The organism is Ruegeria sp. YTSC002 (genome assembly GCF_059609845.1).
The window spans coordinates 236,001-259,692 of sequence record NZ_JBXWML010000003.1 but is presented as its reverse complement, the minus strand read 5'-3'; the positions used below and the strand labels follow the sequence as shown (position 1 = coordinate 259,692).

At 58.9% G+C, this 23,692-nt stretch carries 20 protein-coding genes; 8 read left to right on the top strand and 12 right to left on the bottom strand.

From position 1 onward, the window contains the following. A complete protein-coding gene (locus tag AC2FFD_RS08840) occupies nucleotides 1-1,914 on the bottom strand; it encodes an ABC transporter substrate-binding protein (protein ID WP_496872857.1) in 1,914 nt (637 codons plus the stop codon). Next, complete coding sequence (locus AC2FFD_RS08835; RefSeq protein WP_257600163.1) at nucleotides 1,907-3,679, bottom strand: ABC transporter ATP-binding protein; 1,773 nt, start codon at nucleotides 3,677-3,679, stop codon at nucleotides 1,907-1,909. The genes AC2FFD_RS08840 and AC2FFD_RS08835 overlap by 8 nt, the downstream gene beginning before the upstream one ends. A gap of 233 nt (nucleotides 3,680-3,912) precedes the next feature. Between AC2FFD_RS08835 and AC2FFD_RS08830 the strand changes: the two genes are divergently transcribed. The 7 genes from AC2FFD_RS08830 to AC2FFD_RS08800 all read left to right on the top strand — a co-directional run bounded on the left by AC2FFD_RS08830 (nucleotide 3,913) and on the right by AC2FFD_RS08800 (nucleotide 11,934). Next, nucleotides 3,913-4,410 (top strand): class I SAM-dependent methyltransferase, encoded by a 498-nt coding sequence (locus AC2FFD_RS08830; RefSeq protein WP_368040345.1) that lies wholly within the window; start codon nucleotides 3,913-3,915, stop codon nucleotides 4,408-4,410. Between the two features lie 18 nt (nucleotides 4,411-4,428). Then, entirely contained in the window at nucleotides 4,429-5,058 is a 630-nt protein-coding gene (locus AC2FFD_RS08825; RefSeq protein ID WP_496872856.1) for a glutathione S-transferase family protein, read from the top strand. A gap of 111 nt (nucleotides 5,059-5,169) precedes the next feature. Continuing rightward, the gene (locus AC2FFD_RS08820; RefSeq protein ID WP_496872855.1) at nucleotides 5,170-7,572 is read left to right on the top strand and encodes a GcvT family protein; all 2,403 of its coding nucleotides are present in this window, start codon (nucleotides 5,170-5,172) and stop codon (nucleotides 7,570-7,572) included. Nucleotides 7,573-7,574: 2 nt separating this feature from the next. Continuing rightward, nucleotides 7,575-9,119, top strand: coding sequence for a trimethylamine methyltransferase family protein (locus AC2FFD_RS08815; RefSeq protein ID WP_496872854.1), 1,545 nt, complete (start codon nucleotides 7,575-7,577; stop codon nucleotides 9,117-9,119). Next, nucleotides 9,120-9,794: a TetR/AcrR family transcriptional regulator gene (locus tag AC2FFD_RS08810; RefSeq protein ID WP_170344892.1), complete on the top strand. Its 675-nt coding sequence runs from the start codon at nucleotides 9,120-9,122 to the stop codon at nucleotides 9,792-9,794. Then, nucleotides 9,791-11,095, top strand: a complete 1,305-nt coding sequence (locus AC2FFD_RS08805) for an NAD(P)/FAD-dependent oxidoreductase (RefSeq protein WP_170344893.1) — start codon at nucleotides 9,791-9,793, stop codon at nucleotides 11,093-11,095. Before AC2FFD_RS08810 ends, AC2FFD_RS08805 begins: the two co-directional genes overlap by 4 nt. A 56-nt stretch (nucleotides 11,096-11,151) precedes the next feature. Further along, nucleotides 11,152-11,934 (top strand): hypothetical protein, encoded by a 783-nt coding sequence (locus AC2FFD_RS08800; protein ID WP_496872853.1) that lies wholly within the window; start codon nucleotides 11,152-11,154, stop codon nucleotides 11,932-11,934. On the opposite strand, the gene AC2FFD_RS08795 is transcribed toward AC2FFD_RS08800, so the two are convergent. After that, nucleotides 11,889-12,251, bottom strand: coding sequence for a DUF3307 domain-containing protein (locus AC2FFD_RS08795; protein ID WP_374041614.1), 363 nt, complete (start codon nucleotides 12,249-12,251; stop codon nucleotides 11,889-11,891). The two genes, AC2FFD_RS08800 and AC2FFD_RS08795, sit on opposite strands and share 46 nt — an antisense overlap. A gap of 244 nt (nucleotides 12,252-12,495) precedes the next feature. Between AC2FFD_RS08795 and AC2FFD_RS08790 the strand changes: the two genes are divergently transcribed. Then, nucleotides 12,496-15,492 (top strand): cyclic nucleotide-binding domain-containing protein, encoded by a 2,997-nt coding sequence (locus AC2FFD_RS08790; protein ID WP_496872931.1) that lies wholly within the window; start codon nucleotides 12,496-12,498, stop codon nucleotides 15,490-15,492. A gap of 3 nt (nucleotides 15,493-15,495) precedes the next feature. Here AC2FFD_RS08790 and AC2FFD_RS08785 read toward each other — a convergent pair whose 3' ends face one another. From AC2FFD_RS08785 to AC2FFD_RS08745, 9 genes are all read right to left on the bottom strand, one after another. Then, nucleotides 15,496-15,783, bottom strand: coding sequence for an ArsR/SmtB family transcription factor (locus AC2FFD_RS08785; RefSeq protein WP_171205760.1), 288 nt, complete (start codon nucleotides 15,781-15,783; stop codon nucleotides 15,496-15,498). A 112-nt stretch (nucleotides 15,784-15,895) separates the two neighbouring features. Then, complete coding sequence (locus AC2FFD_RS08780) at nucleotides 15,896-17,128, bottom strand: mandelate racemase/muconate lactonizing enzyme family protein (RefSeq protein ID WP_496872852.1); 1,233 nt, start codon at nucleotides 17,126-17,128, stop codon at nucleotides 15,896-15,898. A gap of 19 nt (nucleotides 17,129-17,147) precedes the next feature. Continuing rightward, a complete protein-coding gene (locus AC2FFD_RS08775) occupies nucleotides 17,148-18,242 on the bottom strand; it encodes a Zn-dependent alcohol dehydrogenase (protein ID WP_496872851.1) in 1,095 nt (364 codons plus the stop codon). A gap of 82 nt (nucleotides 18,243-18,324) precedes the next feature. Next, nucleotides 18,325-19,524, bottom strand: a complete 1,200-nt coding sequence (locus tag AC2FFD_RS08770; RefSeq protein ID WP_496872850.1) for a TCR/Tet family MFS transporter — start codon at nucleotides 19,522-19,524, stop codon at nucleotides 18,325-18,327. Between the two features lie 100 nt (nucleotides 19,525-19,624). After that, the gene (locus AC2FFD_RS08765; protein ID WP_496872849.1) at nucleotides 19,625-20,338 is read right to left on the bottom strand and encodes an alpha/beta fold hydrolase; all 714 of its coding nucleotides are present in this window, start codon (nucleotides 20,336-20,338) and stop codon (nucleotides 19,625-19,627) included. Between the two features lie 12 nt (nucleotides 20,339-20,350). Beyond that, nucleotides 20,351-21,139: a 3-oxoadipate enol-lactonase gene (gene pcaD, locus AC2FFD_RS08760; RefSeq protein WP_496872848.1), complete on the bottom strand. Its 789-nt coding sequence runs from the start codon at nucleotides 21,137-21,139 to the stop codon at nucleotides 20,351-20,353. A 60-nt stretch (nucleotides 21,140-21,199) separates the two neighbouring features. After that, nucleotides 21,200-22,174 carry a threonine ammonia-lyase gene (locus tag AC2FFD_RS08755; RefSeq protein WP_496872847.1) on the bottom strand — a complete coding sequence of 325 codons (975 nt, stop codon included), beginning with the start codon at nucleotides 22,172-22,174 and terminating at the stop codon, nucleotides 21,200-21,202. Next, nucleotides 22,171-23,001 carry an alpha/beta fold hydrolase gene (locus AC2FFD_RS08750; RefSeq protein WP_496872846.1) on the bottom strand — a complete coding sequence of 277 codons (831 nt, stop codon included), beginning with the start codon at nucleotides 22,999-23,001 and terminating at the stop codon, nucleotides 22,171-22,173. Before AC2FFD_RS08750 ends, AC2FFD_RS08755 begins: the two co-directional genes overlap by 4 nt. Then, nucleotides 23,001-23,687, bottom strand: coding sequence for a haloacid dehalogenase type II (locus AC2FFD_RS08745; protein ID WP_257600173.1), 687 nt, complete (start codon nucleotides 23,685-23,687; stop codon nucleotides 23,001-23,003). The genes AC2FFD_RS08750 and AC2FFD_RS08745 overlap by 1 nt, the downstream gene beginning before the upstream one ends. Nucleotides 23,688-23,692 lie beyond the last annotated feature (5 nt).

The following is a 23,692-nucleotide window of genomic DNA, read 5'->3' as shown; positions in this document are numbered from 1 at the left end:
TCAGTCGGCGAAAAAGAATTCGTCCGGCCGGTGAATGCCGAAATGTGCACCGGGTTCCCAGGCCCACATAGCTTGTTCCGGAACATTGCGCAGACGGTTTGACACCACAATGGGCTGGGGAGCACCGTTCAGGATGCCTATGGCATAGACCTGATCGGCGTGGATGTTCAACATTTCGCTCCAGACAGCTGCGCGTTCTTCATCGGTCGTGGCGATTTGCCATTCATGCGCCAATTCCATCAGGCGCTGCGCCTCTGGCATGTCGGGGGCCTCACCCGCTTCGCCACCGGTCTGGTAGTATTGCCCCCATTTTGGCCAGGCCAGGAACACCTGGTCAGTCGGGGCCAGATAAGCCGGGGAGGTGTGCGCCTGCGGAATGCCGTCATCCCAACCGTACCAGACGGATGCCATTGAGTTGCCCGCGAACACGCGGTTGCGCAGGATGTCCCTGTCCAGCGGGCGCATGATCAGTTTGACCCCAATATCGCGCCAGGTGTCGGTTACGATCTGAAGGGCGTTTTCGACCTCCTGCCGCTCGCCTGCGGTTTCGATCACCAGCTCCATCGGACGGCCGTCAGGCAACAGGCGAATGCCGTTTTTGTCGCGCTGATCCAGACCAGCCTCATCCAAAAGCGCATTGGCCTGATCGATATCGTATTGCGCCCAGGCCGCGGCGTTTTCTTCACTGTAGAAGGGCGAGGCGGGAAGAACCGAGTTCGCGGCAGGGTGTGCGAGTTTGAAGTATAGGGCCTGATTGATGGTCTGCCGGTCGATGGCCAGCGACAAGGCGCGCCGCACGCGAACGTCCCTCAGTACATCGCGCCAGACGTCATCAGAGAAGTTCAGGTTCGGGTAGATCGCGATCTGCGAGGCCACGCCGGTTTTCCACAGCAGCGTTTTGTATCCGCCTTGTGCTTCGCCTTTCTTCAGGATCGACGCGTCTCGGAAGGCAAGGCCACGGCCTTGCAGATCGCTTTCACCGGCGTTGGTCTTGGCGGCAACAAGACCGGGGGCGACGATCTCCATCTCGACCACGTCAATATAGGGAAGCTGCACCCCCTTGCTGTCGATGCGGTGATAATAGGGGTTGCGCACAAAGTTGTGACGGATTTTCTTGCCCGAGCTGGCGTTCAGCCACGGCTGCAACGTGGGAAGTTCGTGGTTGTCGAATTTGTAAAGATTATCCAGCTTGTTGTGCAGCGCCGCCCAGCTTTTGACCCGGGCATCTTCAACCTGAAAGGCAAGCTCTTCCGCGTCCGCGTATTTCTCGTGATACTGTTTCAGAAACGCGGCCGGTCGGTAGATAAACGGTGGTCGTGCTTGTGCCAGAGATTGCAGGAAGTCCGGGTTGGGGTCATCCCATTCGAAGATCACTGTGGTCTCATCAGGAAACGTGACCTTGGGGGCTTTGCCTTCGACGATCAGAAAATCAGGTGGGCCAGACGGGCTGAGCAACTCGTTGTTGGCGACGTCTTCCCACCAATAGCGGAAGTCTTCCGAGGTAAAGGGTGAGCCGTCCGACCACTTGTGCCCTTCGCGCAGTTTCAGGGTGAATTTGCGATTGCCCTCGTTTTCATACGAGGCCAGCAGGTCGGGTACCAGTTCGTAATCCTGGTTGAACCCGACCAGCCTTGCATAACCATAGACAACCATCTGCCGGATATCTTTGGATCGCGTGACCATGGTGCGCAGAGTACCGCCCGGTTTCCCGAATTCTCTTCCTTTTGCGGCCAGATCCACGATCAGAGGGTCCTTGGGCAAACGCTCCTGCACCGGCGGAAGATTGCCGCTTTCAACCTCGGCGCTCCAGAAGGCGCTTTCCTGAGGTGTCGGGATTGTCTCTGCCGCCGCGGACAGGGTCCCGGAAAACGCCAGCATTGCAGCCAGCAGCAGAGGGCGAATGGTATCAAACATGGCAACGTACCTTATGGCCCGGTTCCAATTCCACCAATGAGGGTATCACGGTGTCCGAGAAACGAAAGGCTTCATCCCAACTGTCCGGCGCGCCGGCACCCTGAGAAACCAATTGCAGGTCAATCGGGCGATTGATGTCGGGTTCGGGTTGAGCGGCAATCAGCGCCTTGGTGTATGGGTGGCGCGGATTGTAGAAAAGAGTTTCAGGCGGTGCCTGTTCGACGATCAGACCCCGCCGCATGACGGCAACTTCGTCAGCGATCCGTGCGACAACGGCCAGATCATGTGAGATGAACAGGTAGGACAGATTCAGGCTGTCCTGCAGGTTTTCCAGCAAGGTCAGGATTTGTTCCTGAACAGATACATCCAATGCCGAGGTGGGTTCGTCGCACACGATCAACTGCGGGTCCAGCATCATGGCGCGGGCCACGGAAAGGCGCTGTCGCTGCCCGCCGGAAAACGCGTGCGGATAGCGTTTGAGCATATCACCCGTCAGGCCGACGCGCTGCAACATCTCGGCGGCTTTGTCGCGCTGTTCGGCTGTTGTGCCGATGCGGTGGATTTCCAGTGGTTCGGTCATGGCGTCCTGAATGCGCATCCGGGGGCTGAGCGAACTATAGGGGTCCTGAAACACCATCTGTGCCTTGCGCTGAAACGCCGTGCGCTGGGCTCGGGTCATGTTGTGCACCGTGATCGGGTCGGCATCGGGGGCGGTACGAAACAGGACTTCACCACCGGGGTCGGGCAATTCAGCCCCCAACGCGATGCGGGCCGCCGTCGTCTTTCCCGATCCGCTTTCACCGACAATTGCCAATGTCTTTCCGCGCGCCAGATTCAGGTCGACACCTCGGCAGGCATAGATTGCTTTGTCGGACTGCCAGCCTTTGCTGGATCGCATGGTGTAGGTCTTGGACACATCCTTCATCTGAAGGATCAGATCCGTGTCGGGCATCGGTATGCCCACCGCATCCTGATCCGGTATTTCCGGCGCGGCATCAAACAGCTGCTTGGTATACGGGTGTGCGGGCGCGGTCAGGATCGGGGCGGCGGGGCCGGCCTCCATGATACGTCCCTTGTGCATGACGACGACCTGCTCGGCCATGTTGGCGACGACACCCAGATCATGAGTCACCAGAATGAGCGCCATGCCAGTTTCGCGCTGCAATTCCTTGATCAGGCCAAGAACCTGCGCCTGGGTGGTCACGTCCAGAGCGGTGGTTGGCTCATCCGCGATCAGCAATTCGGGTTTGGACACCATGGCCATGGCGATCATGGCACGTTGGCGCATACCGCCGGACAACTCGAAAGGGTACGAGTCATAGGCCCGTTGCGGATCTGGGAAACCGACGCGTTCGAACTGCGTCAGGACCTTTTTGCGTGCCGCGGACTCGGACAGCCCGCGATGCAGCCACAAAACCTCGCTGACCTGATTGCCGATCTTGTGCAGCGGGGACAGCGATCTCATGGGCTCCTGAAAGATCATTGAAACCCGATTGCCGCGGATGTCGCGCAACGCACGTTCGGACACTGTGGTGAGCTCGCACATGCCCTTGGAATCGTTCAGGGTAATCGTTCCGCTTCGAATCTGCGCCGTGCGGGGCAGAATGCGCAAGGCGGCGCGGCAGGTGATTGTTTTCCCCGATCCCGATTCACCGACCAGGGCCAGCGTCTGTCCCGCTTCGACATCGAAGTTCACATTCGTGACCACGGAATTGCCCGTACCAAAGCCGATACTGAGGTCTCTTACGGACAACAACGCGCTCATGCGGGTTTTCCACCCGTTTGACCGTTCGATGACATCGGTTACTTCAACTCCCCGTGATTTTTTGTTCAGTGTCGCGCGGTTCCGCCCGTCTAGTCAAACCCGTTCTTGGGCCGAAATGTCGCGAAATCGTGAAACTATGGGCTTCGTCGCTACACAAAGTCTTGAGATTTTGTCATCAAGGGCGGCATCGGGCGCATTTATGCTCTCGATTGGTATCAAGGAGATATTTTCCGGTGTCCGAGAATCAAAGCCGTCTGGATCTGTTCATCGATCGCATGGTGTCACAGCGCGCTTGTCTGGATCACGCAATCCGGCTCACTGCGGGCATGGCGGGTCCGGTGTTCGAATTGGGTTTGGGCAACGGGCGTACATATCACCATCTTGTGCAGCACATGGATGGCCGCCCGGTCTATGTGTTCGAACGCGCGGTGGCCTCGCACCCCGACTCGACCCCGCCCGAAGATCGCGTGATTCTGGGCGATGTGCGGGACACCCTGCCTGCATCGGTTGAACGGTTCGGCGCGTCAGCCAGCCTGATCCACGCGGATCTTGGTGGGCACAATCGCGAAAAGAATGACAAATTCGCGCGGTTTGTATCTCCGCTCATCGAGCCTTTGCTTGCTCCGGGCGGGCTGATGGTCTCGAGTGATCGGATGTATTTCGAGGGGCTGACCGAGATGCCGTTGCCCGAAGGCGCCGTTGAAGGGCGCTGTTTCATCTATCGCCGCTGACCGAAAAGGGGTAACGGCATGATTTTTTACGACTGCTCCACTGCTCCGAGTCCGCGCCGCGCGCGGATGTACATTGCCGAAAAAGGGTTGGATATCGAAACCCGTGAGGTCTCGATTGCGAAAGGTGAACAATTGAGCGAAGCCTTTCGCGCCGTGAACCCACGGGCCACGATACCGGTTCTGGTAACGGATGACGGAACCGTTCTGACGGAAAACTTGGGCATTGCCGCTTTTCTTGAGGCGCAGTTTCCTGAACCGCCTTTGATGGGCCGAACCCCCGAGGAAAAGGGTCTGGTCCTGATGTGGAACGCGATTGTCGAACAGCAGGGCGGGGCGCCGATTGCCGAGGCTTTGCGCAACGGCCATCCCGCCTTCAAGGATCGCGCCATTCCGGGCCCCTCCAATCATGCGCAGATCCCCGAACTTGCGCAGCGCGGGCGCGAGCGTGTGGCATCCTTCTTTGAAATGCTGGAATCACGTCTGACGGAAAGCCCGTTTGTGGCCGGTGATGTATTTTCCTTGGCGGATATCTCGGCCTTTGTTTTTGTCGATTTCGCCCGCGTCATCAAGATGCGTATCCCGGAAGACAACGCCGCCACCCTGGCGTGGTTTCAAGCCATCCAATCTCGACCAAGCGCAAGCCTGTAAACCTGCCAAGCCGAGCCGGGTTGCGTTGTGGTTTGTACTGTACAGAAATGTCTAGACAGATGTGAACAGTGCCACTAGCGTCTCCTCAGATTCTGTTCAGGGGAGGTCGGGATGAAATCCCAATATCGCGTCGTGGTCATCGGAGGAGGCGTTGTCGGGGCCTCGGTTCTGTATCACCTGGCCAAGTTCGGCTGGTCGGATGTGGTCATGTTGGAACGCCGGCGGCTGGCGTCTGGGTCGTCCTGGCACGCGGCGGGGGGCATTCATGCTTTGAATGCCGATCCGAACATGGCGTCTTTGCAGGCCTATACCATTGATCTGCTCAGCGAGATCGAAAAGGAATCGGGCCAGAATATCGGCCTGCACATGACTGGTGGTCTGACGCTGGCCGGAACCCCCGAGCGGTGGGAGTGGTTGCAAGCCAATTACCGCATCTTCCAGTCCATCGGCATTGACGATTGTGAATTGCTGTCCCCGGAAGAGGCGCAGAAGCGCTGCCCGATCATGTCCACCGACGGCATTCTGGGCGCGATGTGGGCCGACCGCGAAGGGTATATCGACACCACGGGCACCGTGCAGGCCTATGCCACCGCCGCGAAAAAGCGCGGGGCGGAATACTACGAGGAAACCAAGGTCGAGGAACTGATCCAGACGGCGGATGGCTGGCAGGTGGTGACCGACAGGGGCACGATCACCTGCGAACATGTGGTCAACGCTGCCGGCCTGTGGGCCAAGCAGGTGGGGCGCATGGCAGGGGTCGAACTGCCGGTTTCTCCGCTGAAACACCATTACCTGATCACCGACACGGTGCCCGAGGTCGCAGCGGCCGATTTCGAGATGCCGATGACCGTGGATCTTGAGGGCTTCACCTATATGCGGCAGGACCAGAAGGGTGTTCTGGTCGGCATCTACGAGGTCGATCACGAACACTGGGCCATGGACGGCGCGCCATGGAACTATGGCGAAGAGCTGTTCCAGGAACAGCTGGACCGCATCGAGAACGAGCTGACGCTGGGCTTCGAACGCTATCCGGCGATCCAGAACGTTGGCATCAAGACATGGGTGAACGGTGCGTTCACCTTCTCGCCCGACGGCAACCCTCTGGTCGGTCCGGTGCCGGGCAAGCGCGGTTATTGGACCGCCTGCGCGGTGATGGCCGGATTCTTGCAGGGTGGCGGTGTCGGCAAGACGCTGGCCGAATGGATGATCCATGGCGAGCCCGAGGCCGACGCCTGGCCGATGGACGTGGCGCGCTATGGCGATTTTGCCCAGAACAAGCGCTATATCCGCGAGACGACGGGGCAGTTCTATTCCCGCCGCTTCGTGATGACCTATCCGAACGAGCAACTGCCCGCCGGACGCCCGCTGAAAATGGCACCGGCGCATGACGCGATGACCGAAGCAGGGTGCAAATGGGGCGTGAGCTGGGACCTTGAAGTACCGCTTTATTTCGCGCCGAAAGGGTTCGAGGAAACGCCGACGCTCAAGCGTTCGAACGCGCATTACATCGTGGCCGAGGAATGCAAAGTGATCCGCGAAGGTGCGGCTTTGCTGGATATTTCGGGCTTTTCGCGGTTCGAGGTTTCCGGTCCGAATGCGGAAGCCTGGCTGGATAAAGTAATGGCCTCCACGCTCCCCGCTCCGGGTCGTGCGAAACTGGCCCCGATGCTGGGTGAAGACGGACGCCTGAAGGGCGATCTGACGGTGCTCAACTGGGGCGACGGGACCTGGTGGATCATGGGCAGCTATTACCTGCGGGCCTGGCATATGCGCTGGTTCGACGATCACATGATGGATGGGGTCAATATCCGTGATCTGGGCGAGGAATACTGTGGCTTTGCCGTGGTCGGGCCGAAGTCACAGGCGGTTGTCGAAAAACTGGCGGAACAGGATATTTCGGGCTTGAAATTCATGGGCTGCGGCGATTTCGATATCGGCCTCGTGCGCGCCCGCGTCGCCCGCATGTCGGTGACCGGAGAGAAAGGGTACGAGATCAACTGCCGCTATGGCGACCACATCAAGCTGCGCCGCATCCTGCTGGAAGCGGGGGCCGGGGAAGGTATCCGCGAATGCGGCTTCAACGCGATGCTGTCAACACGGCTCGAGAAGAGCTTTGGCATCTGGTCGGCAGAGTTCACGCAGGCCTATACACCGGGCATGACCGGAATGGATCGCTGGATCGACTGGGACAAGGACTTTGTTGGAAAGGCGGGCGCGCTTGCCGAACGTGACGGCAACGGCCCCGCGCAAATTCAGGCGACACTGGAAATTGATGCACTGGATGCAGATGCCAGCGGATACGAACCGGTCTGGGCCAATGGCGAGCGCGTTGGCTTCGTAACCTCGGGCGGCTACGGGCACTATACCGGCAAGTCTTTGGCGATGGCCCTGATCGATCGGGACAAGGCGGAACCGGGCACGGAACTGTCCGTCCATGTGGTGGGCGTTGAACGTCCGGCGCGCGTGATTGCGCCGTCGCCTTATGATCCTCAGGGCAAAGCGATGCGAGGCTGATCATGACTGCTGCGGAGCGCGGACGCCGACGGCGGGGGCGGGGGGCTGAAGCCGCCCCGCAGCCCGGTCGCGATGTGAACTATCGCCAGCTCAGGAATCCTTTTCCATTGATGGAAGTGTTCCCGGCCGACCAAATCGCGGACATGCATGACACCGCGTTGCGGACTCTGGAACAGTTGGGGGTAAAGACCCTGCTTCCCGAGGCGCGGAAACTGTTCAAACAAGGTGGCGCGCGGGTGGATGAAGACAGTGAGATGGTCTTTATCGGGCGCGAGATGGTTGAAGCCGCAGTCGCGTCAGCGCCCAAATCCATCGGCTGTCGCGCCGGTGCCCGGCGTCGCGATTTCACGCTGGAATTGGGTTCTTTGGTTTTCCAGCCCGGAGCCGGCGCCCCGAATGCCACCGATCTTGAACGCGGTCGGCGCCCGGCAACGGGTCAGGATTATCTGGAATTTCTGAAGCTCACGCATCATTTCGACGTGTTCCAGATGATCTCGCCACAGGTCGAGCCGCAGGATGTGCCGACCCATCTGCGTCATTACTTCACGACTCGGGCGCAGATGGAACTGACGGACAAGTTTCCGTTCTTCTTTTCGCGTGGAACCCCGCAGGTGATGGACTGCTTTGAGATGCTGACCACGGCCCGCGGTCTTTCGGATGATGCGTTCCGGGGCCATGCCCACTGCTACACCATCATCAACACCAACAGCCCGCGCACGTTGGATATCCCCATGGCGCAAGGTCTGATCGACTTTGCCCGCCACGGTCAGATGTCGATCATCACACCCTTTACCCTGATGGGCGCGATGGCACCGATCACCGTGGCCGGGGCGATCACCTTGTCTCATGCCGAGGCCCTTGCCGCGCTGACTTTGACCCAACTTGCCAATCCTGGTGCTCCGGTCTGCTATGGCACGTTCACCAGTAACGTGGACATGAAGTCCGGCGCGCCCGCCTTTGGGACGCCGTCGCACTTTCAGGCATCGCTGGCTGCCGGTCAACTGGCGCGGCATCTTGGTTTGCCCTGGCGTTCGGCTGCCGGATCGGCGTCAAACATCAACGACGTGCAGGCCGCGAACGAGAACCAGTTTGGCCTTTGGGGATGCCTGATGGCCGGGGCAACGGTGATCATCCACTCCGCAGGCTGGTTGGAAGGAGGGTTGACGGTTTCCTTCGAAAAGCTGGTCTGCGATGCGGAAGTGCTGAACATGGTCGCCGAACTGTGCGCAGGTGCGCAGGCGGGGCCGTCCGAGATTGGGTTTGAATCTGCATTGAGTGAGGTTGAACCCAGTGGCCATTTCTTTGCATCAAGCCAGACGATGGAGCGCTACAACACTGAATTCTATCAACCGCATGTCCATGACTACGCCAATTTCGGCACATGGGCCGAGCGCGGGTCGGTGGACGCAAACCATCGGGCAACGGACGTTTGGAAGGGCATTCTGAATGACTTTCAGGCGCCCGCTGTCGACAATGATCGGATAGGTGATTTACGTGACTTCATTGCCCGTCGTACCGCCGAGGGCGGGGCACCGCCGGAGAGTTGAATGAGCCCGAAACCGATCCTTCATCGCGATGACCCCGAGGCCGAACCCTTGATCGGCAACATCAAGGTCACGCGTGACGACTGGCTGAACGTGGCGATGGATGTGCTGATTTCGGACGGGGTGGATCAGATCAAGGTTCTGAACCTGGCCGAACGGATGGCAGTATCGCGGTCGTCGTTCTATTGGTACTTCAAATCCCGACAAGAGTTGCTGGATGCGCTGCTGGCCCGCTGGCAGGCCACCAACACAGCCGCTTTGATCGCGCAGGCCGAAGCTCCGGCCAAGACGATCACAGCGGCCGTCTGCAACGTTCATCGGTGCGTGGTGAACACCGATCTGTTCGATACTGCGCTGGATTTTGCCGTACGTGACTGGGCGCGAAAGTCAGGCAAGGTGCGGCGTATGCTGGACCAGTCGGACGCCCGCAGGCTGGAAGCCCTACACGCCATGTTCGCCCGCTACGGCTATTCCGAGATCGAAGCCGAAACCCGGGCACGCGTGCTGTATTACATGCAGATCGGTTATGATCTGGCGCAATTGAACGAACCTATCGAGATGCGGCTGTCGATGGTGCCGCATTACCTTTACGCCTTCACAGGTGTCGAGCCGAAGCCTGAAGAAGTTGAAGAATTCAGCGCGTATTCTCTGCGCTTTTGGAAAGGAAACCAGACATGAGCCAACCAGACGCAATCATCATCGGTACTGGCGTGATCGGCGCGGCCATTGCGTTCGAGATGTCCAAGGCAGGTTGGAAAACCCTGTCATTGGACCGGAATTCTCAGGTCGGGCACGGTTCTACCGCGGGGTCCTGCGCAATTATCCGGATGCATTATTCCACATTCGATGGAACCGCGTTTGCCTGGGAAGGCTACCACTACTGGCGCGACTGGGCCGAGTATCTTGGCTTGCCGCAAGACGCCAACCTTGCGCAGTTCCGCGAAACCGGCTGTCTGGTCATGAAGACCGAGGCGAACGGGATGCTGGAGAAGCACATGCGCAATTCGTCCGAGCTGGATTGCCCGTTCGAGGAATGGTCAGGTGAAAAAGTGCTGGACCGCTTGCCGGTCTATTCGCTGGACAGCTTTGCCCCGGCGCGGCGCATGGACGATCCGGAATTCGGCCAGCCCAACGGGCGCAAAATGACGGGCGGGGTGTACTGGCCTCAGGCGGGCTATGTCACCGACCCGGCCCTGTCGGCGCAGAACCTGATGGATGCTGCGAAGCTGCACGGGGCCGAGGTGCGTACCGGCGCTGAAGTCACGGAGATCCTGACCGAGGGCGGGCGCGTTTCCGGCGTCAAGCTGGCTTCGGGCGAGGAAATCCACGCCAAGGTCGTTGTCAATGTTGCGGGACCTGGTTCGTCGATCATCAACAAGATGGCCGGCGTTCTGGACGATATGACCATCAAAACCCGGCCCTTGCGGCAGGAGGTCGTGCATGTTCCCGCCCCCGAAGGGTTCGATTTTGAACACGACGGAACCATCGTTTCGGACAGTGACATCGCCTGCTATTGCCGCCCGGAACACGGCAATCACATCCTTGTCGGATCGGAAGACCCGGAATGTGATCCGCATCAGTGGTGCGAGGACGATGTGAACTACAATCGGGAATTCACCGACCAATGGACCACACAGGCCATGCGGTACGCGCAGCGTGTGCCCAGCCTTGGCATTCCTTCAAAAACGCGGGGCGTGGTTGACCTGTATGATGCGTCTACCGACTGGATTCCGATCTATGACAAATCCAGCCTGCCGGGGTTCTACATGGCCTGTGGTTCCAGCGGAAACCAGTACAAGAATGCGCCGATTGCGGGCAAGATGATGGCGGCACTGATCGATTACTGTGAAAACGGCGCCGATCACGACGCGAACCCGTTGCAGTTCGAATTGCCATACATCAAGCGGGCAATCGACGTGGGTTTCTACTCACGCAAACGCCCGATCAATGAGGAAAGCAGTTTCTCGGTTCTGGGCTAGCCGCGGTTCGCAATAGGTCTATGTCATGTGGGGCTGTCAACAAGCGTGGCCCCACTATGACCGACCCAAAGACCACCGTATTGATCCTTGGCAGCGCCCCATCGGCGCTGGCGGCGCGGGCATGGTCGCGCGCGCCTTTCACACATATCGTCGCCATCAACAACGCATGGCGCATCCGAGAAGACTGGGATTACCTGATCCATCCCGAAGACTTCCCGGCAGAGCGCCGCCCTGATAAAGTTCTTGGTACTCAACACATAGTCACTGCCGACGAATACGTCCCAAGACAAAATGACTATGGTGGGTTCGTCTATGCCGGCGGAACGATGGCTTTCACGGCAGGCTATTGGGCTTTGTCAGCCCTGAAGCCGGATGTTCTGGCTTTTTCCGGCTGCGACATGATGTATTCAGGATCGGGACGAACACATTTTTACGGAAATGGCACTGCGGACCCTTTGCGAGAGGACGTGACACTGCGTTCGCTTGAAGCGAAATCCGCCCGCCTGGGGCTCTACGCAGCCGCACAGGGGTGCAGAACCGTGCGGTTGTCCAGCGCGCCAAGCCGGCTTGTATTTCCGTCCGTCAACATATCTGACCTGACGACCGTACCGCTTCCCGATGTAACTGCCATGCACAATGTGCGGCAAATTGAAGATGAACTTGGATACTATGTTGCTTCGGGCCGGTATTGGGAAGTTGAACACCGGTTCGATCCTGATGAGATTGATGTATTGGATCGGATGTGGCTAAGGGCCTTCCAGCTAGCCGTATCGGAAAACGCGGCCTGGCAGGGTCAGGCGGCGGCGAAGGTAACCCAGGCCCAAACCATCGCCACATAAGTCAGGTTGTGCATCAACTGATCCAAACCGGCGGCGCGCCAAAACGCGGGTTGCGTTGGCTCAAGCCGCTTTTTGTCTGAATAGCTGGCCTTGACGAAATCGATATTGAAATGGATGAACCATTCCAGCGCCGCGACGATCAGAATAAAAAGCAGCGGCGCGCCGAACACCAAAAAAACGACGACAGAACCCACAACATGCACAGCGGCATGTTGCGCGCGTCCCAAATGAAAATACTCACCCCGGCCGGAAAGCATCTTCGGTGTCTGGAGGTAATAGTCAGCGAACATATGCTTGATCAGCAAAAGACAAAGCATAAGAAACACTGCGCCAATACTGGCAGTCAAAAGAACCCTCCCGATATCGTTCTCAAGCCAACATTAGGCAATAAAACGGGCGCGCGTAAATGAACTAGTTCACATACGGTCAAGAAATTTTCCAAAAGGGAAAAATTTGCTTATCCTGTCTGGATGGTATTTGATTCATGCTGTTGAAATTGCATGCATTACGTTCAATCCGCGTCGTCGGTCAGCAGCAGGGGCAGGTTCCATAGAACGCACGATTTTCCGCTTTATCTGGAAATACTCCAAACGCGAACAGCTGATCCTGCTGGCCGTGACGGCGACGTTGTTTCCTTTGCTGTACCTCACACTTGAGCTGCCAAAACGAATAATCAATGACGCGATCGGGTCGTCCACCACTGAGGTAACGGTCTGGGGCTATTCCATGTCGCAGACCAATTTTCTGATTGTTCTGTGCTTTGCCTTTCTGGCGGCTGTGCTGTGCCACGGCCTGATGAAAATGCGCATCAACACCATGAAAGGCGTGCTGAGCGAACGGATGCTGCGGCGCTTTCGGTATCAGTTGATCAGCCGGGCGCTGCGCTTTCCTCAACCCTATTTCGAGCGTGTCAGCCAGGGTGAAATGGTGTCAATGATCACCGCCGAAAGCGAGCCGATGGGCGGCCTGATGGGCGACGCGATCAGCCAGCCGGTTCTTCAGGCCGGCCAAATGATCACCATACTTTCCTTCCTGTTCCTGCAAAGCGTCTGGTTCGGGCTGGCCGCCGTGGCGCTGATACCCTTGCAGGCCTGGTTGATCCCCAAGCTGCAACGCCAGATCAACCTGCTGAACAAAAAACGCATTCAGGAGGTTCGCGTTCTGGCGGCGCAGATCGGCGAGAACGCGGTGGGCGCGTCCACCCTGCGGACCAATGGCGGCTGGCGTTATCGCCGGTCGATGGTCTCGGAGCAATTGGGCCGCCTGTTCGGCATCCGTTTCCAGATCTATCAAAAGAAGTTCTTCATGAAGTTCCTGAACAACTTCATCTCGCAACTTACACCGTTCATGTTCTATCTGGTTGGCGGTCTGTTGGTGCTTCAGGGTTCGGTTTCGCTGGGGGCGCTGGTTGCCGCATTGGCCGCGTACAAGGATCTCAGCTCACCATGGAAAGAGCTGCTGACCTATTACAACCAGACCCAGGACATGTCGCTGCGTTGGGATGTGGTCATTGACCGGTTTGCTCCGGCCGGAATGCTCGATGAAGCCTTGTTTGAAGGTGAACCTGCCGAGTGGCCGCACCTGAACGGCAACATCGTGCTGGACCACGTTTCGGTGCGTGACATGGATGGCAATCAGGTGCTCGATGATCTGGACCTCAGCTTTCCTGCTGGAAAGACAATCGGGATCGCCGCCCCCAGCGAGGAAGATCGACGCGCCATCGGCGAATTGCTGACACGGGAAATACGCCCCAGTGCTGGCCAGGTGCGGATCGGGGACCTGAAACTGGCCGAGCTGCATCAGGCGGTTGTCGCCGCGCGTATCGGGTATGTCACATCACGCCCTGTCATGTTTCAGGGTACGCTGGGCGACAACGTGATGATGCCGATGCGGTTCAAACCGCTGACTGACCCGCCGGACGATCCGGACTTTCTTGAAACCCTGAGGGCGGGAAACAGTGCCGATCCGTTCAGAGCGGAATGGCTGGACCCAACTTTGGCCGGTTTTCAGGACGCCGCGGAACTGCGTGCCTGGTGGTTGCAGCTGATTGACGGAATGGGTTTTGGCGCAGCGCTGTTCCAACGGGGCGCCGAACAGAGTTTCGATGCGGCCGAGCATTGTGAACTGGCAAAGAAACTGATCGAGCTGCGCCCGGTTGTTCAGCAGGCTGTTCGTGATGCCGGGCTGGAACAACAGGCGCTTGTCTTTGACCGGAACGCGTATAACGCGGCCCTGCCTGTGGCTGAAAACCTGCTTTTCGCAACGCCACGTGTTCCCGTGACACAAGCTTTGCTTGCGCAACAGAAGGTTTTTCTGGGACAGTTGCGCGAATTGGGGCTGGACGAGACACTGATCGCGTTGACTCGCGACGTGATCGAAATGCTGCGCCAGATCTTCGGGATCGATGGAACGGACCACCCGCTGTTTCAAAAACTTGGTCTTGATGCAAAAACCTATGAAATTGCCGTGGATCTGGTGGACCAGACTCGCAAAGATGGTTCGGACGGGCTGGATGACGAGCAGCTTGCAAACATGTTGGCGGTGCCATTTGTGATCTCTGCCGAACAGATCGGACCTGCGTTCACCGATGAACTCAAGGATCGCATCCTCGAACTGCGGCACAGCCATTCCGAGAAACTGATGGAGCGTTTGCAAGACGTCTTCGTTCCATTGGATCCAAATGTCTTTGCGCCCGGACTGACGGTCATGGAAAATGCGCTATTCGGAAAAGTCAGCCAGATTGGCGGTTCCCGTTCAGACGAAGCCCGCAAGCTGATTGTCGATGTGTTGGCTGAAAACGGCGCGCGCCCATTGGTCACAGAGTTGATATATGATGTCCAGGTTGCTTTGGGCGGTCAGAATCTTCCGGCGGTATTTGCCGAGCCCTTGGCCTTTACCCGTGCGACGATCAAGAAACCTGACATCCTGATTCTGGAAAATGCGCTGGCCAGCTACGACATGAAAACGCAGGTGGCGGTCTATAAACGGCTCCGTGAACTGCTGCCGGACACCACTGTTGTCTATCTGAATGATCAGTTCGAAAACCCCGGTGCATTCGACATGTATGTGGAAATCCGGCAAGGTCGTGTGGTCTCGGACGGAGGGCCTGTGGAGGTGGAGGAAGACAGTGCGGCATCGGCGGATTTGACGCGGAAACTACGCGCCTTGGAGCAAACCCCCTTGTTTTCGGGTCTGGATCGGCGTCAGCTGCGCCTGCTGGCCTTTGGCGCGCGCTGGTTTGATGCCGAGCCGGGGCAGGTGGTGTTCTTGAAAGATGACCAGCCCACCGACGGTGCCTATGTGGTGCTGGAGGGCGAAGCAGGTCTGTACCTGCCACAAGAACAGGGGCCTGACCAACTGATCACCAAAGTCGGGCCCGGCGCATTGGTCGGAGAGCTGGGCCTGATCAGAAAAGAACCACGTGCGCTGAGCATGGTGGCGGAAACCCAGCTTTCCTGCTTGCGGATCGGTGAAGAAGAATTCCTTGCCGTTGTGGAAAACGATGCAGCGACCGCATTCAAGCTGTTGCAGGTTATCGCCGGTTATGTGTCCAATTAGCGATCAGCAGTCCGTGCCGCAGAACAAATCGTAAAGCAGACGGATCACTTTTTCCGTGGCTCCGTCGCGCAATGAATAATAGATCGTTTTGCCTTCCCGACGCGTCGAGACCAACTCTTCCTCGCGCAGGCGCGCCAGCATCTGGCTGACTGCGGCCTGCCGCAACTGAAGCAGCTCCTCAAGCTGGCCGACGGATTTTTCACCACCGCCAAGATGGCACAAGATCATCAGGCGCCCCTCATGCGCCAGTGTTTTGAGAAATGCAGCCGCGCGTGCAGCATTGTCTTTCATGTCCGGCAGAGCGTCCGTTGGGCGTGCCTGAGCTTCGGTTTCGTTAAGTGCCACTTTCTGACCGTCATATCGCGATTTGTGATGGCAATATGCATCAAGGCGACTGGTATTGTCACCCCTCGGTTGCCGGCGCACCCCCCTGAAAAGCGTTGCCTTCAACGTAATTGCATGGGTCCTCCTGCATTTGCAGATGCAACCCGTCGCCGTCATATGGGTGCGCGCGGGCCAGGTCTTCGTCGACATCGATCCCAAGGCCCGGAGCATCCGGGGCGGCGACGAACCCATTCTCGACCCGGATCGAGCCCTTGATCAGTTGATCGTGGAACGGTGTTTCGATGGTTTCTAAAAGCAGCAGATTGGGAATGGAAGCTGCCAGATGGATGTTGGCGGCCCATTCGACCGGACCGGCATACAGATGCGGTGCCATCTGCGCGTTGAAGACCTCGGCCATAGCTGCGACTTTCTTCATCTCCCAGATTCCGCCTGCACGTCCCAGCGCCGGTTGCAGAATCTCGGCGGCTCCGGCGCGCAGGACGGCTCCGAATTCGGCCTTTGTGGTCATCCGTTCTCCGGTTGCAACCGGAATGCGTACGTTGCGGGCGACGCGGGCCATGTCTTCGATATTGTCAGGCGGTGTAGGTTCCTCGAACCAAAGGGGCTGATATGGTTCCAACGCCTGTCCCAGCCGAATTGCCCCGGCCGTGTTGAACTGGCCATGGGTGCCGAACAGCAGATCGGCCCTGTCGCCCACGGCCTCGCGGATCGCCTTGCAGAAGGCGACGGACATGGAAATGTCGCTCATCGCGGGCATGTGCCCGCCGCGGATCGTATAGGGGCCGGCCGGGTCGAATTTCACGGCGGTGTAGCCACGTTTTACCATTTCAGCCGCCGTTTCACCGGCCTGTTCGGCAGAGGTCCAGAAATCGTTCAGGTTGTGCCGGGGCAGGGGATACAGGTAAGTATAGGCCCGGATCCGGTCATTCACCCTGCCACCCAGCAGCGCATGAACCGGCCTGTCCCGATCTTTGCCCAGAATATCCCAGCAGGCGATCTCCAACCCCGAGAATGCGCCCATCACCGTCAGGTCCGGGCGCTGCGTAAAGCCGCTGGAATAGGCGCGACGGAACATGAGCTCGATGTTTTCGGGGTTCTCGCCCAGCATATGCCGGTCGAACACGTCCTGAATGACATGACGCATCGCCTCGGGCCCCACGGACGAGGCATAACACTCACCCCAGCCCGTGATGCCGGTATCAGTCGTCACTTTGACAAGTATCCAGTAGCGCCCGCCCCAGCCCGGAGCGGGCGGGGCGGTGACGATGATGTCGAGATCCTGCAGTTTCATCCCAAATCCTTTCGGCGGGTCAGGTCCTGTCGAACAGGATCACGTTTCGCTTGGCCGATCCGGTTTTGGTGTCGGCGATGGCCTCGTTGATCTGATCCAGTGACCAGCGGCCCGAGATCAGCTCATCCAGTTTCAGCCGCCCCTGCTCATACAGGTCCACCATCCAGGGTATGTCGCGCTGAATGACCACGTCGCCCATTTTCGACCCGACAACGCCCTGACCCAGGGCTGCCAATACAACGGGTTCATAGCTGGCCATGTCACCGGAATGTGGCATCCCGATCATGATCGCCTTGCCGCCGCGCCCAAGATAGCGCGGGGCCTGATCATAGGCGGGAATCGCGCCGACAGTGATCAGAACGGCATCGGCGCCGCGTCCCCCCAGCGCCCTGTATGCGGCTTTCCATGGTTGATCCAAGCTGGCGAGGACGCCGTGGGTTGCGCCGAACTCCTTGGCGATCTCAAGCTTTTCTTCAGTCATGTCCACGGCCACGATCCGCCGCGCGCCTGCAATCCGCGCGCCTTGAATTGCGTTCAGGCCGACACCACCCGCCCCAATGATCACCACGTCCTGACCGGGGCGCACGCCCGCCGCATTCACCGCAGCGCCGACCCCAGTAATTACACCGCAGGACAGCAGGCTGGCCAGTTCCTTGGGCAGGTCATCCGGGATTTTGACGATCTGGCGGTGGCTTACCACGACCTTTTCGGCAAAGGCCCCGCATGCCATCGCCTGTTCGAGCGGGCCGCCATCGCCTGTTTTCAACGGACCTTTGACAGTATCGTAGGGCGTTTCGCAAATAGTCGGTTGCCCGCCTGCGCAGGCAGGGCAAGACCCGCAGGCGCGGATCAGGGTCACCACCACTGGGTCGCCGACCTTGAAGTCCCCGGCCGCCTCTCCGACCGCGCTGATCACGCCTGCGGCTTCGTGCCCGTAAACGGCTGGCAGGAACCCTCCCCATGCGCCGTCGGCATAGGAAATGTCCGAATGGCAGATGGCCACGGCCTCCAGTGTCACCTCGACCTCGCCCGTGCCGGGGGGGGCCAGATGAACGTCTTCGATCACCAGTGGTTCGCCAAATGCCCGGCAGACTGCGGCTTTGATTTTTTGCATGTTTTCCCTCATTCCCGTTGGGTTCACGGTGGCGCGGGAAAAGGCGGCTCGCAAGGCAGAAACCGCCATTTGCATGTCGTTGTTACGCTACGACAGGCCGGGACCGTCTAAACAGAAGAAATCCTGCCAGCATCAACAAGAGTGCCAACAGAAAAGGGGCGCCGGGCAGGTAGAGCGGGGTGTCGGGTCGAATGAACTGCGCGAATACGCTGGTCATCACCAACGGTGAGATCACCATGGAAAGCGCATGCAACGCAGTCAGGACACCTTGCAATTCGCCTTGCTGCGAATCTGGTGTGGCCCTTGACATCATGGCCTGAAGGGCGGGCGTGATGACCGCCCCAATGGCGGTAATTGGGATGAGAAGCAGTGCGATCAGGCCGTTGGTCAGAAAGGCCAGAATGGCGAAGCTTATGATTTCGAAAACCATGCCATAGATGATTGTACCCCGCTCGCCCAAAAGCCGGATGGCCGGGCGGATCAGGCCGCCTTGCACGACGGCCATGCCGATACCATAGACACCAAGCGACAGGCCGATCATCTGCGCGGACCAACCGAAGCGCTCGGTCGTGAAGTAAGACCAGATGGCGGGATAGACGTAGATTGAAACCGAATACAGGAAATAGACCCACAGCATCGGCCGGATTCCCGGCAATGCTGCAATGGCGCGAAGCGAGTTCACCGGATTTCCACGCCGCAGGTTGAATTCACGCCGGTTCTCGGCGGTCACTGTTTCGGGCATCACGAAACAGCCGATGCAAAAGGTCAGCGCCGCCAACCCTGCCGCAGCCCAGAATGGCGCCCGGGTTCCAAATTCGCCAAGCAATCCGCCGATCACCGGACCCAGGACAAAACCTACGCCAAAAGCGGCACCCAGAAGGCCGAAATTTGCGGCCTTGTCTTTTGGGTCGGACACATCCGCCATGAAAGCCGCCGCTGTAGAATGGGTGGCCGCCGTGATGCCTCCAATGATGCGTCCGACCAGCAAAAGCCAGATGCTGCCCGCCACGGCCATGACCATGTAGTCCAGCGCCATGACGAACAGGGACACCAGCAATACCGTTCTGCGTCCGTAAGCATCGGACAGGTTTCCCAGAATGGGTCCGAAGATGAATTGCATTGCCGCAAACGCAGTACTCAGCACACCGCCCCAGATTGCGGCATTGGCCAGGGTGCCGCCCTGAACCTCGACAATCAGTTGCGGCATGATCGGCATCACAAGGCCAATGCCCATGGCATCGATCATGACGATGCTGAGGATGAAGAAAAACGGCAGACGCATAGGACCTGAACAAGTGAGTTGTGTGCGGCACCCTAGGCGCGCTCGACGAATGAGGGAAGAGAGAGTTCGCCCTCATGCCCCATGTCGTCGCGACAGGTTACTAAAGTTCGTTTGCCAGTTCGGTCAAAAGCTTGGCCAATTCCTGAGGATGTGAAAAAAAAGGTGAATGTGAGCTGTCGATTGCGCGCCGAAGATCTTCGGGAACGCAGGCACTCATGTCTGCCTGGTACTCGGTTGGAATCGTGCGGTCATCGGTTGTTCGGATATAGGCCTTGGGGACTTTGGCAAAGCGCGGACCAACCGGCAGCGGTGTTTCTTGTGGATGGATGGCTTGCGGACACAGGCGCGCGTATGCGTATGGCAGGATGTCGTCCGGGCAATCGTGATAAAACAGCTGTGGGATGGCATCGACGGATACGGTGTAGGAAAGCCCGTCCGCAGATTTTTCCACTGCGTGCGCAATGGTTTGCCGTGGCCCGCGCCTGCGCATTTCTGCCATCGAAAGACCATCCCGAGGGACATAGGCACACAGGTAAACCAAGGCGCGCATTGCATTTGGGCGCGCCTCGGCCGCGGCGCTGATCGGAAAGCCGGCCCACGAATGGCCCACGACAATCGTATCGGGTGTACAGGCGTTCAATATGGCATCGCGGCAACTGTCCAGCGTGACGTCGGCCACCGGTGTGGGATCTGCACCATGGCTGGGCATGTCGATGGCGCGGGCGGTATGGCCCAGGGCTTCCAAAGCGGGGATCAGGTCGCGCCAGCACCAGGCACCGTGACACGAGCCATGGACCAACAGGAAGGATGCCATTGTCATTCTCCTTCAGACATGTCCGATTTCGGTCAGAAATCCGGTCAGGATTTCTGCGTATTCCGCGGGTTTCTCAACACAAGGCAAATGCCCTGCGCGGCGCATCAGCTGGAACCGGGATCCGGGAACCAGATCAATCGTTTCCCGCACCAGATCGGGTGGGGTCGATCCGTCTTCGCTGCCCGCAATCCCAAGCGTGGGCAGGCGCAGGCCGCTTGTGGGCGTATAAAAATCGGTACCGGCAATGGCGGCACAGCAGCCCAGATACCCTTCGACTGGTTGGCTGACCATCATATCGCGCCAGGGCAGGTGGTTTTGCGCGCGGCGGAATTCGCGCGAGAACCAGCGCTCCATCGTGGCATCGGCCAGAGCCTCGATCCCGCCCTCTCGCACCGCCTGAATGCGCTCTTGCCAGATCGAAGGCGTGGCGATCTTGGCAGCGGTGTTCGACAGCACCAGCACACGTATCTGGTCCATGCGTTTGACTGCCAGCCCTTGTGCGATCATCCCGCCAATCGAGAGGCCGACAAAGACGCAATCGCGAACCTGAAGATGATCCAGCAGCGCCTCGGCATCCCGCACCAAAGCGCCCATCGCGTAGGGTGCATGGGGCACCGAGGATTGCCCGTGCCCGCGCTTGTCATATCGGATGATGCGCAGCCCGTCGGGCATGTATGGCAGCACCGCGTCCCAAAGATGCAGGTCGGTTCCCAGGGAATTGGCAAACACAATGGGTGCACCGTCCGGGGGGCCGTCGATGCGATAGTTCAGTTTCACGTCGCCCAGATCAGCGATCATCATGACAAAGGTCCTTGTCGTCACGGCGGTCCTGATGCAATTTGCACAGCTTTCGCACCCATGTCAGGTCAGGAATTCCAACGCCTTAGCAAATATTCCCGGATCGACATTCCCACCCGATGTGACGACGATCACGTCGTCGCCTTCGATCTCGTCACCCCGGAAAAGGGCCGCGGCCAGGGCTACGGCGCCGCCGGGTTCCAATACGATTTTGAGGCGCAGAAAGGCATGGGCCATGGCCTGCAACGCCTCGTCTTCGGTGACAGAGAGTCCGGGCCCACAAAGACGATGGAGGATCGGAAAGGTGATATCGCCAGGCTGCGGTGTCAGGATCGCATCGCATATGTTACCCGACGCCGCAGTGTTGTTTTGAATGCGACCTGACGCCAATGATCGTTTGACGTCGTCGAACCCTTCCGGCTCACAGGGGCACGCCCGCAAGTTCGGCGCGTGTTTCTCCAGCGCCAGCGCAATGCCCGAGGTCAAACCTCCGCCGCCGCAGCAGATCAGAACATCCGCCTGCGAAACCCCAAGTTCCGCTGCCTGCCTGGCGATTTCCAGCCCGGTCGTGCCTTGCCCCGCGATGACTTGCGGTTCGTCATAGGGGCGGATCAGGGTCAGACCACGTTCTGCCGCGATGGCTTCGCCAATCTCCTCCCGGCTTTCATTCGCGCGATCGTACAAAACGACTTCTCCGCCCAGCGCGCGGGTATTGTCGATCTTGAGTTGCGGCGCGTCCGACGGCATGACGATGACCGAGGCAATACCATGTTTCGAAGCGGCCATCGCAACGCCCTGCGCGTGGTTGCCCGATGAATATGCGATCACGCCGCGCTTGCGTATGCCCTCATCCAGCGCCGAAATGGCCGACCACGCGCCGCGAAACTTGAAACTGCCGGTATGTTGTAGACATTCCGGTTTGACCCAGATCCGGCGGCCCGCGAGGGTGTCGAGAAAGGGCGACGACAGGATCGGTGTTTCGCGGACGTGTCCTTTCAGCCGATCTGCGGCGGCTTCGATCATCTCAAGTGTGCTCATGCGGCGTTCTTCAATACCTTCTGTATCAGGTCCAGTGATTGGGGTTCGTTCAGGAACGGAACATGCCCGCGATCCGGTACCTCGACCGAGATCAGGCCAGGATGGCGACTGTGCATTTCGGCCAGAGTGGCCACGCCCAGAACATCGGAATTCGCGCCCCGGATCACACCGGTGGGAATGTCGCGCAAGGCTTCGAAGAACATCCATAGATCAGGGGCTGCCCCGCTTGCAGCTTGTTCAAGAAGCGCCTTGCGCAGGGCTGGATCGTATCGCAGCTTCAGCCCGTCTTTGCACATTTCATACTGAAATTCTGCCTGTTTGCGCCAGGTTTCCAGTGGAACACCGGGAAATTGCGGCTCCATTACGTGTTTCAATGCGGCGGCGGCTTCATCATAGGTTCTGGCCGTGGGTTGCGCCCCCACGTAGGCCATGATCTTGGCGATACCTGACGGCTCGATTACCGGCCCCACGTCATTCAGAATTACGGCGGCCAGACGTTCAGGATGGCTTGCGGCCAGCGCCATGGCGATCAGCCCGCCGCGCGATGTTCCCAGAATGACTGCTTTCGCGATCCCCAGATGATCGAGCAGTTCAATCGCGTCATGGGATTCGCGAAAGATATTGTAGTTCATGTATTCGGGGTCGTATTCCGAACGCCCGCGCCCCCTGTAATCCATGGCGATCATGCGCAGGCCCGAGGCATGTGGCGCAAAAAACGAAAAGTCGCGGCTGTTTCGGGTCAGACCAGCCAGACACAAAAGCGGCGTGCCGGTGCCGGTCTCTTCGAAATAGATGCGCCTGCCGTCCGTTGTCATGAACTCTGACATCAGAGACCGGCCAGCTTGGGAATCGAGGTCAGATCAGACAGCACATGCGCAGGTGTCCAGGGAAGGCGGTCCATGGGTTCACCAATCCGATTGACCCATGCGGTCACAAAACCGTACCCGCTGGCCCCGGCAGCATCCCAGCCATTCGAACTGACGAACAACACGTCACCGCGTGCGCAGCCAAACCTGTCTTGCACCAGATCATAGACGCGTGCATGGGGTTTGAAGACGCCGACGCTTTCGACCGACAGCACATCATCCAATACATCCCCGATTCCGGCGGATTTCACGGCTCCATCCAGCATGGGGGGTGACCCGTTGGACAGGATCGCCGTTTGCAGCCCGGCTTCCTTGAGGGCTTTCAACATGGCCGGAACTTCGGGATAGGCCTGCAATTCCCAATAGAGATCAAGCAGACGTTGGCGCAGGTCCGGGTCGCCTTGCAGGCCTGCGGCCTCCAGAGCCCAATCCAGCCCGTCCTGGGTGACGTCCCAGAAATCCGCATGTGCATCCGCCACGGCGCGCAGCCATGTGTATTGCAGCTGTTTCAGACGCCAATGCGCCGCAACTGTGGTCCACTTGTCTTTCAGGGCTTCGAAACCCGGCTCGTCTGCCGCCTGTCGGGCAGCGGCAGCAACGTCGAACAGTGTTCCGTAGGCGTCGAACACACAGGTCGTGATCGCCATATGAT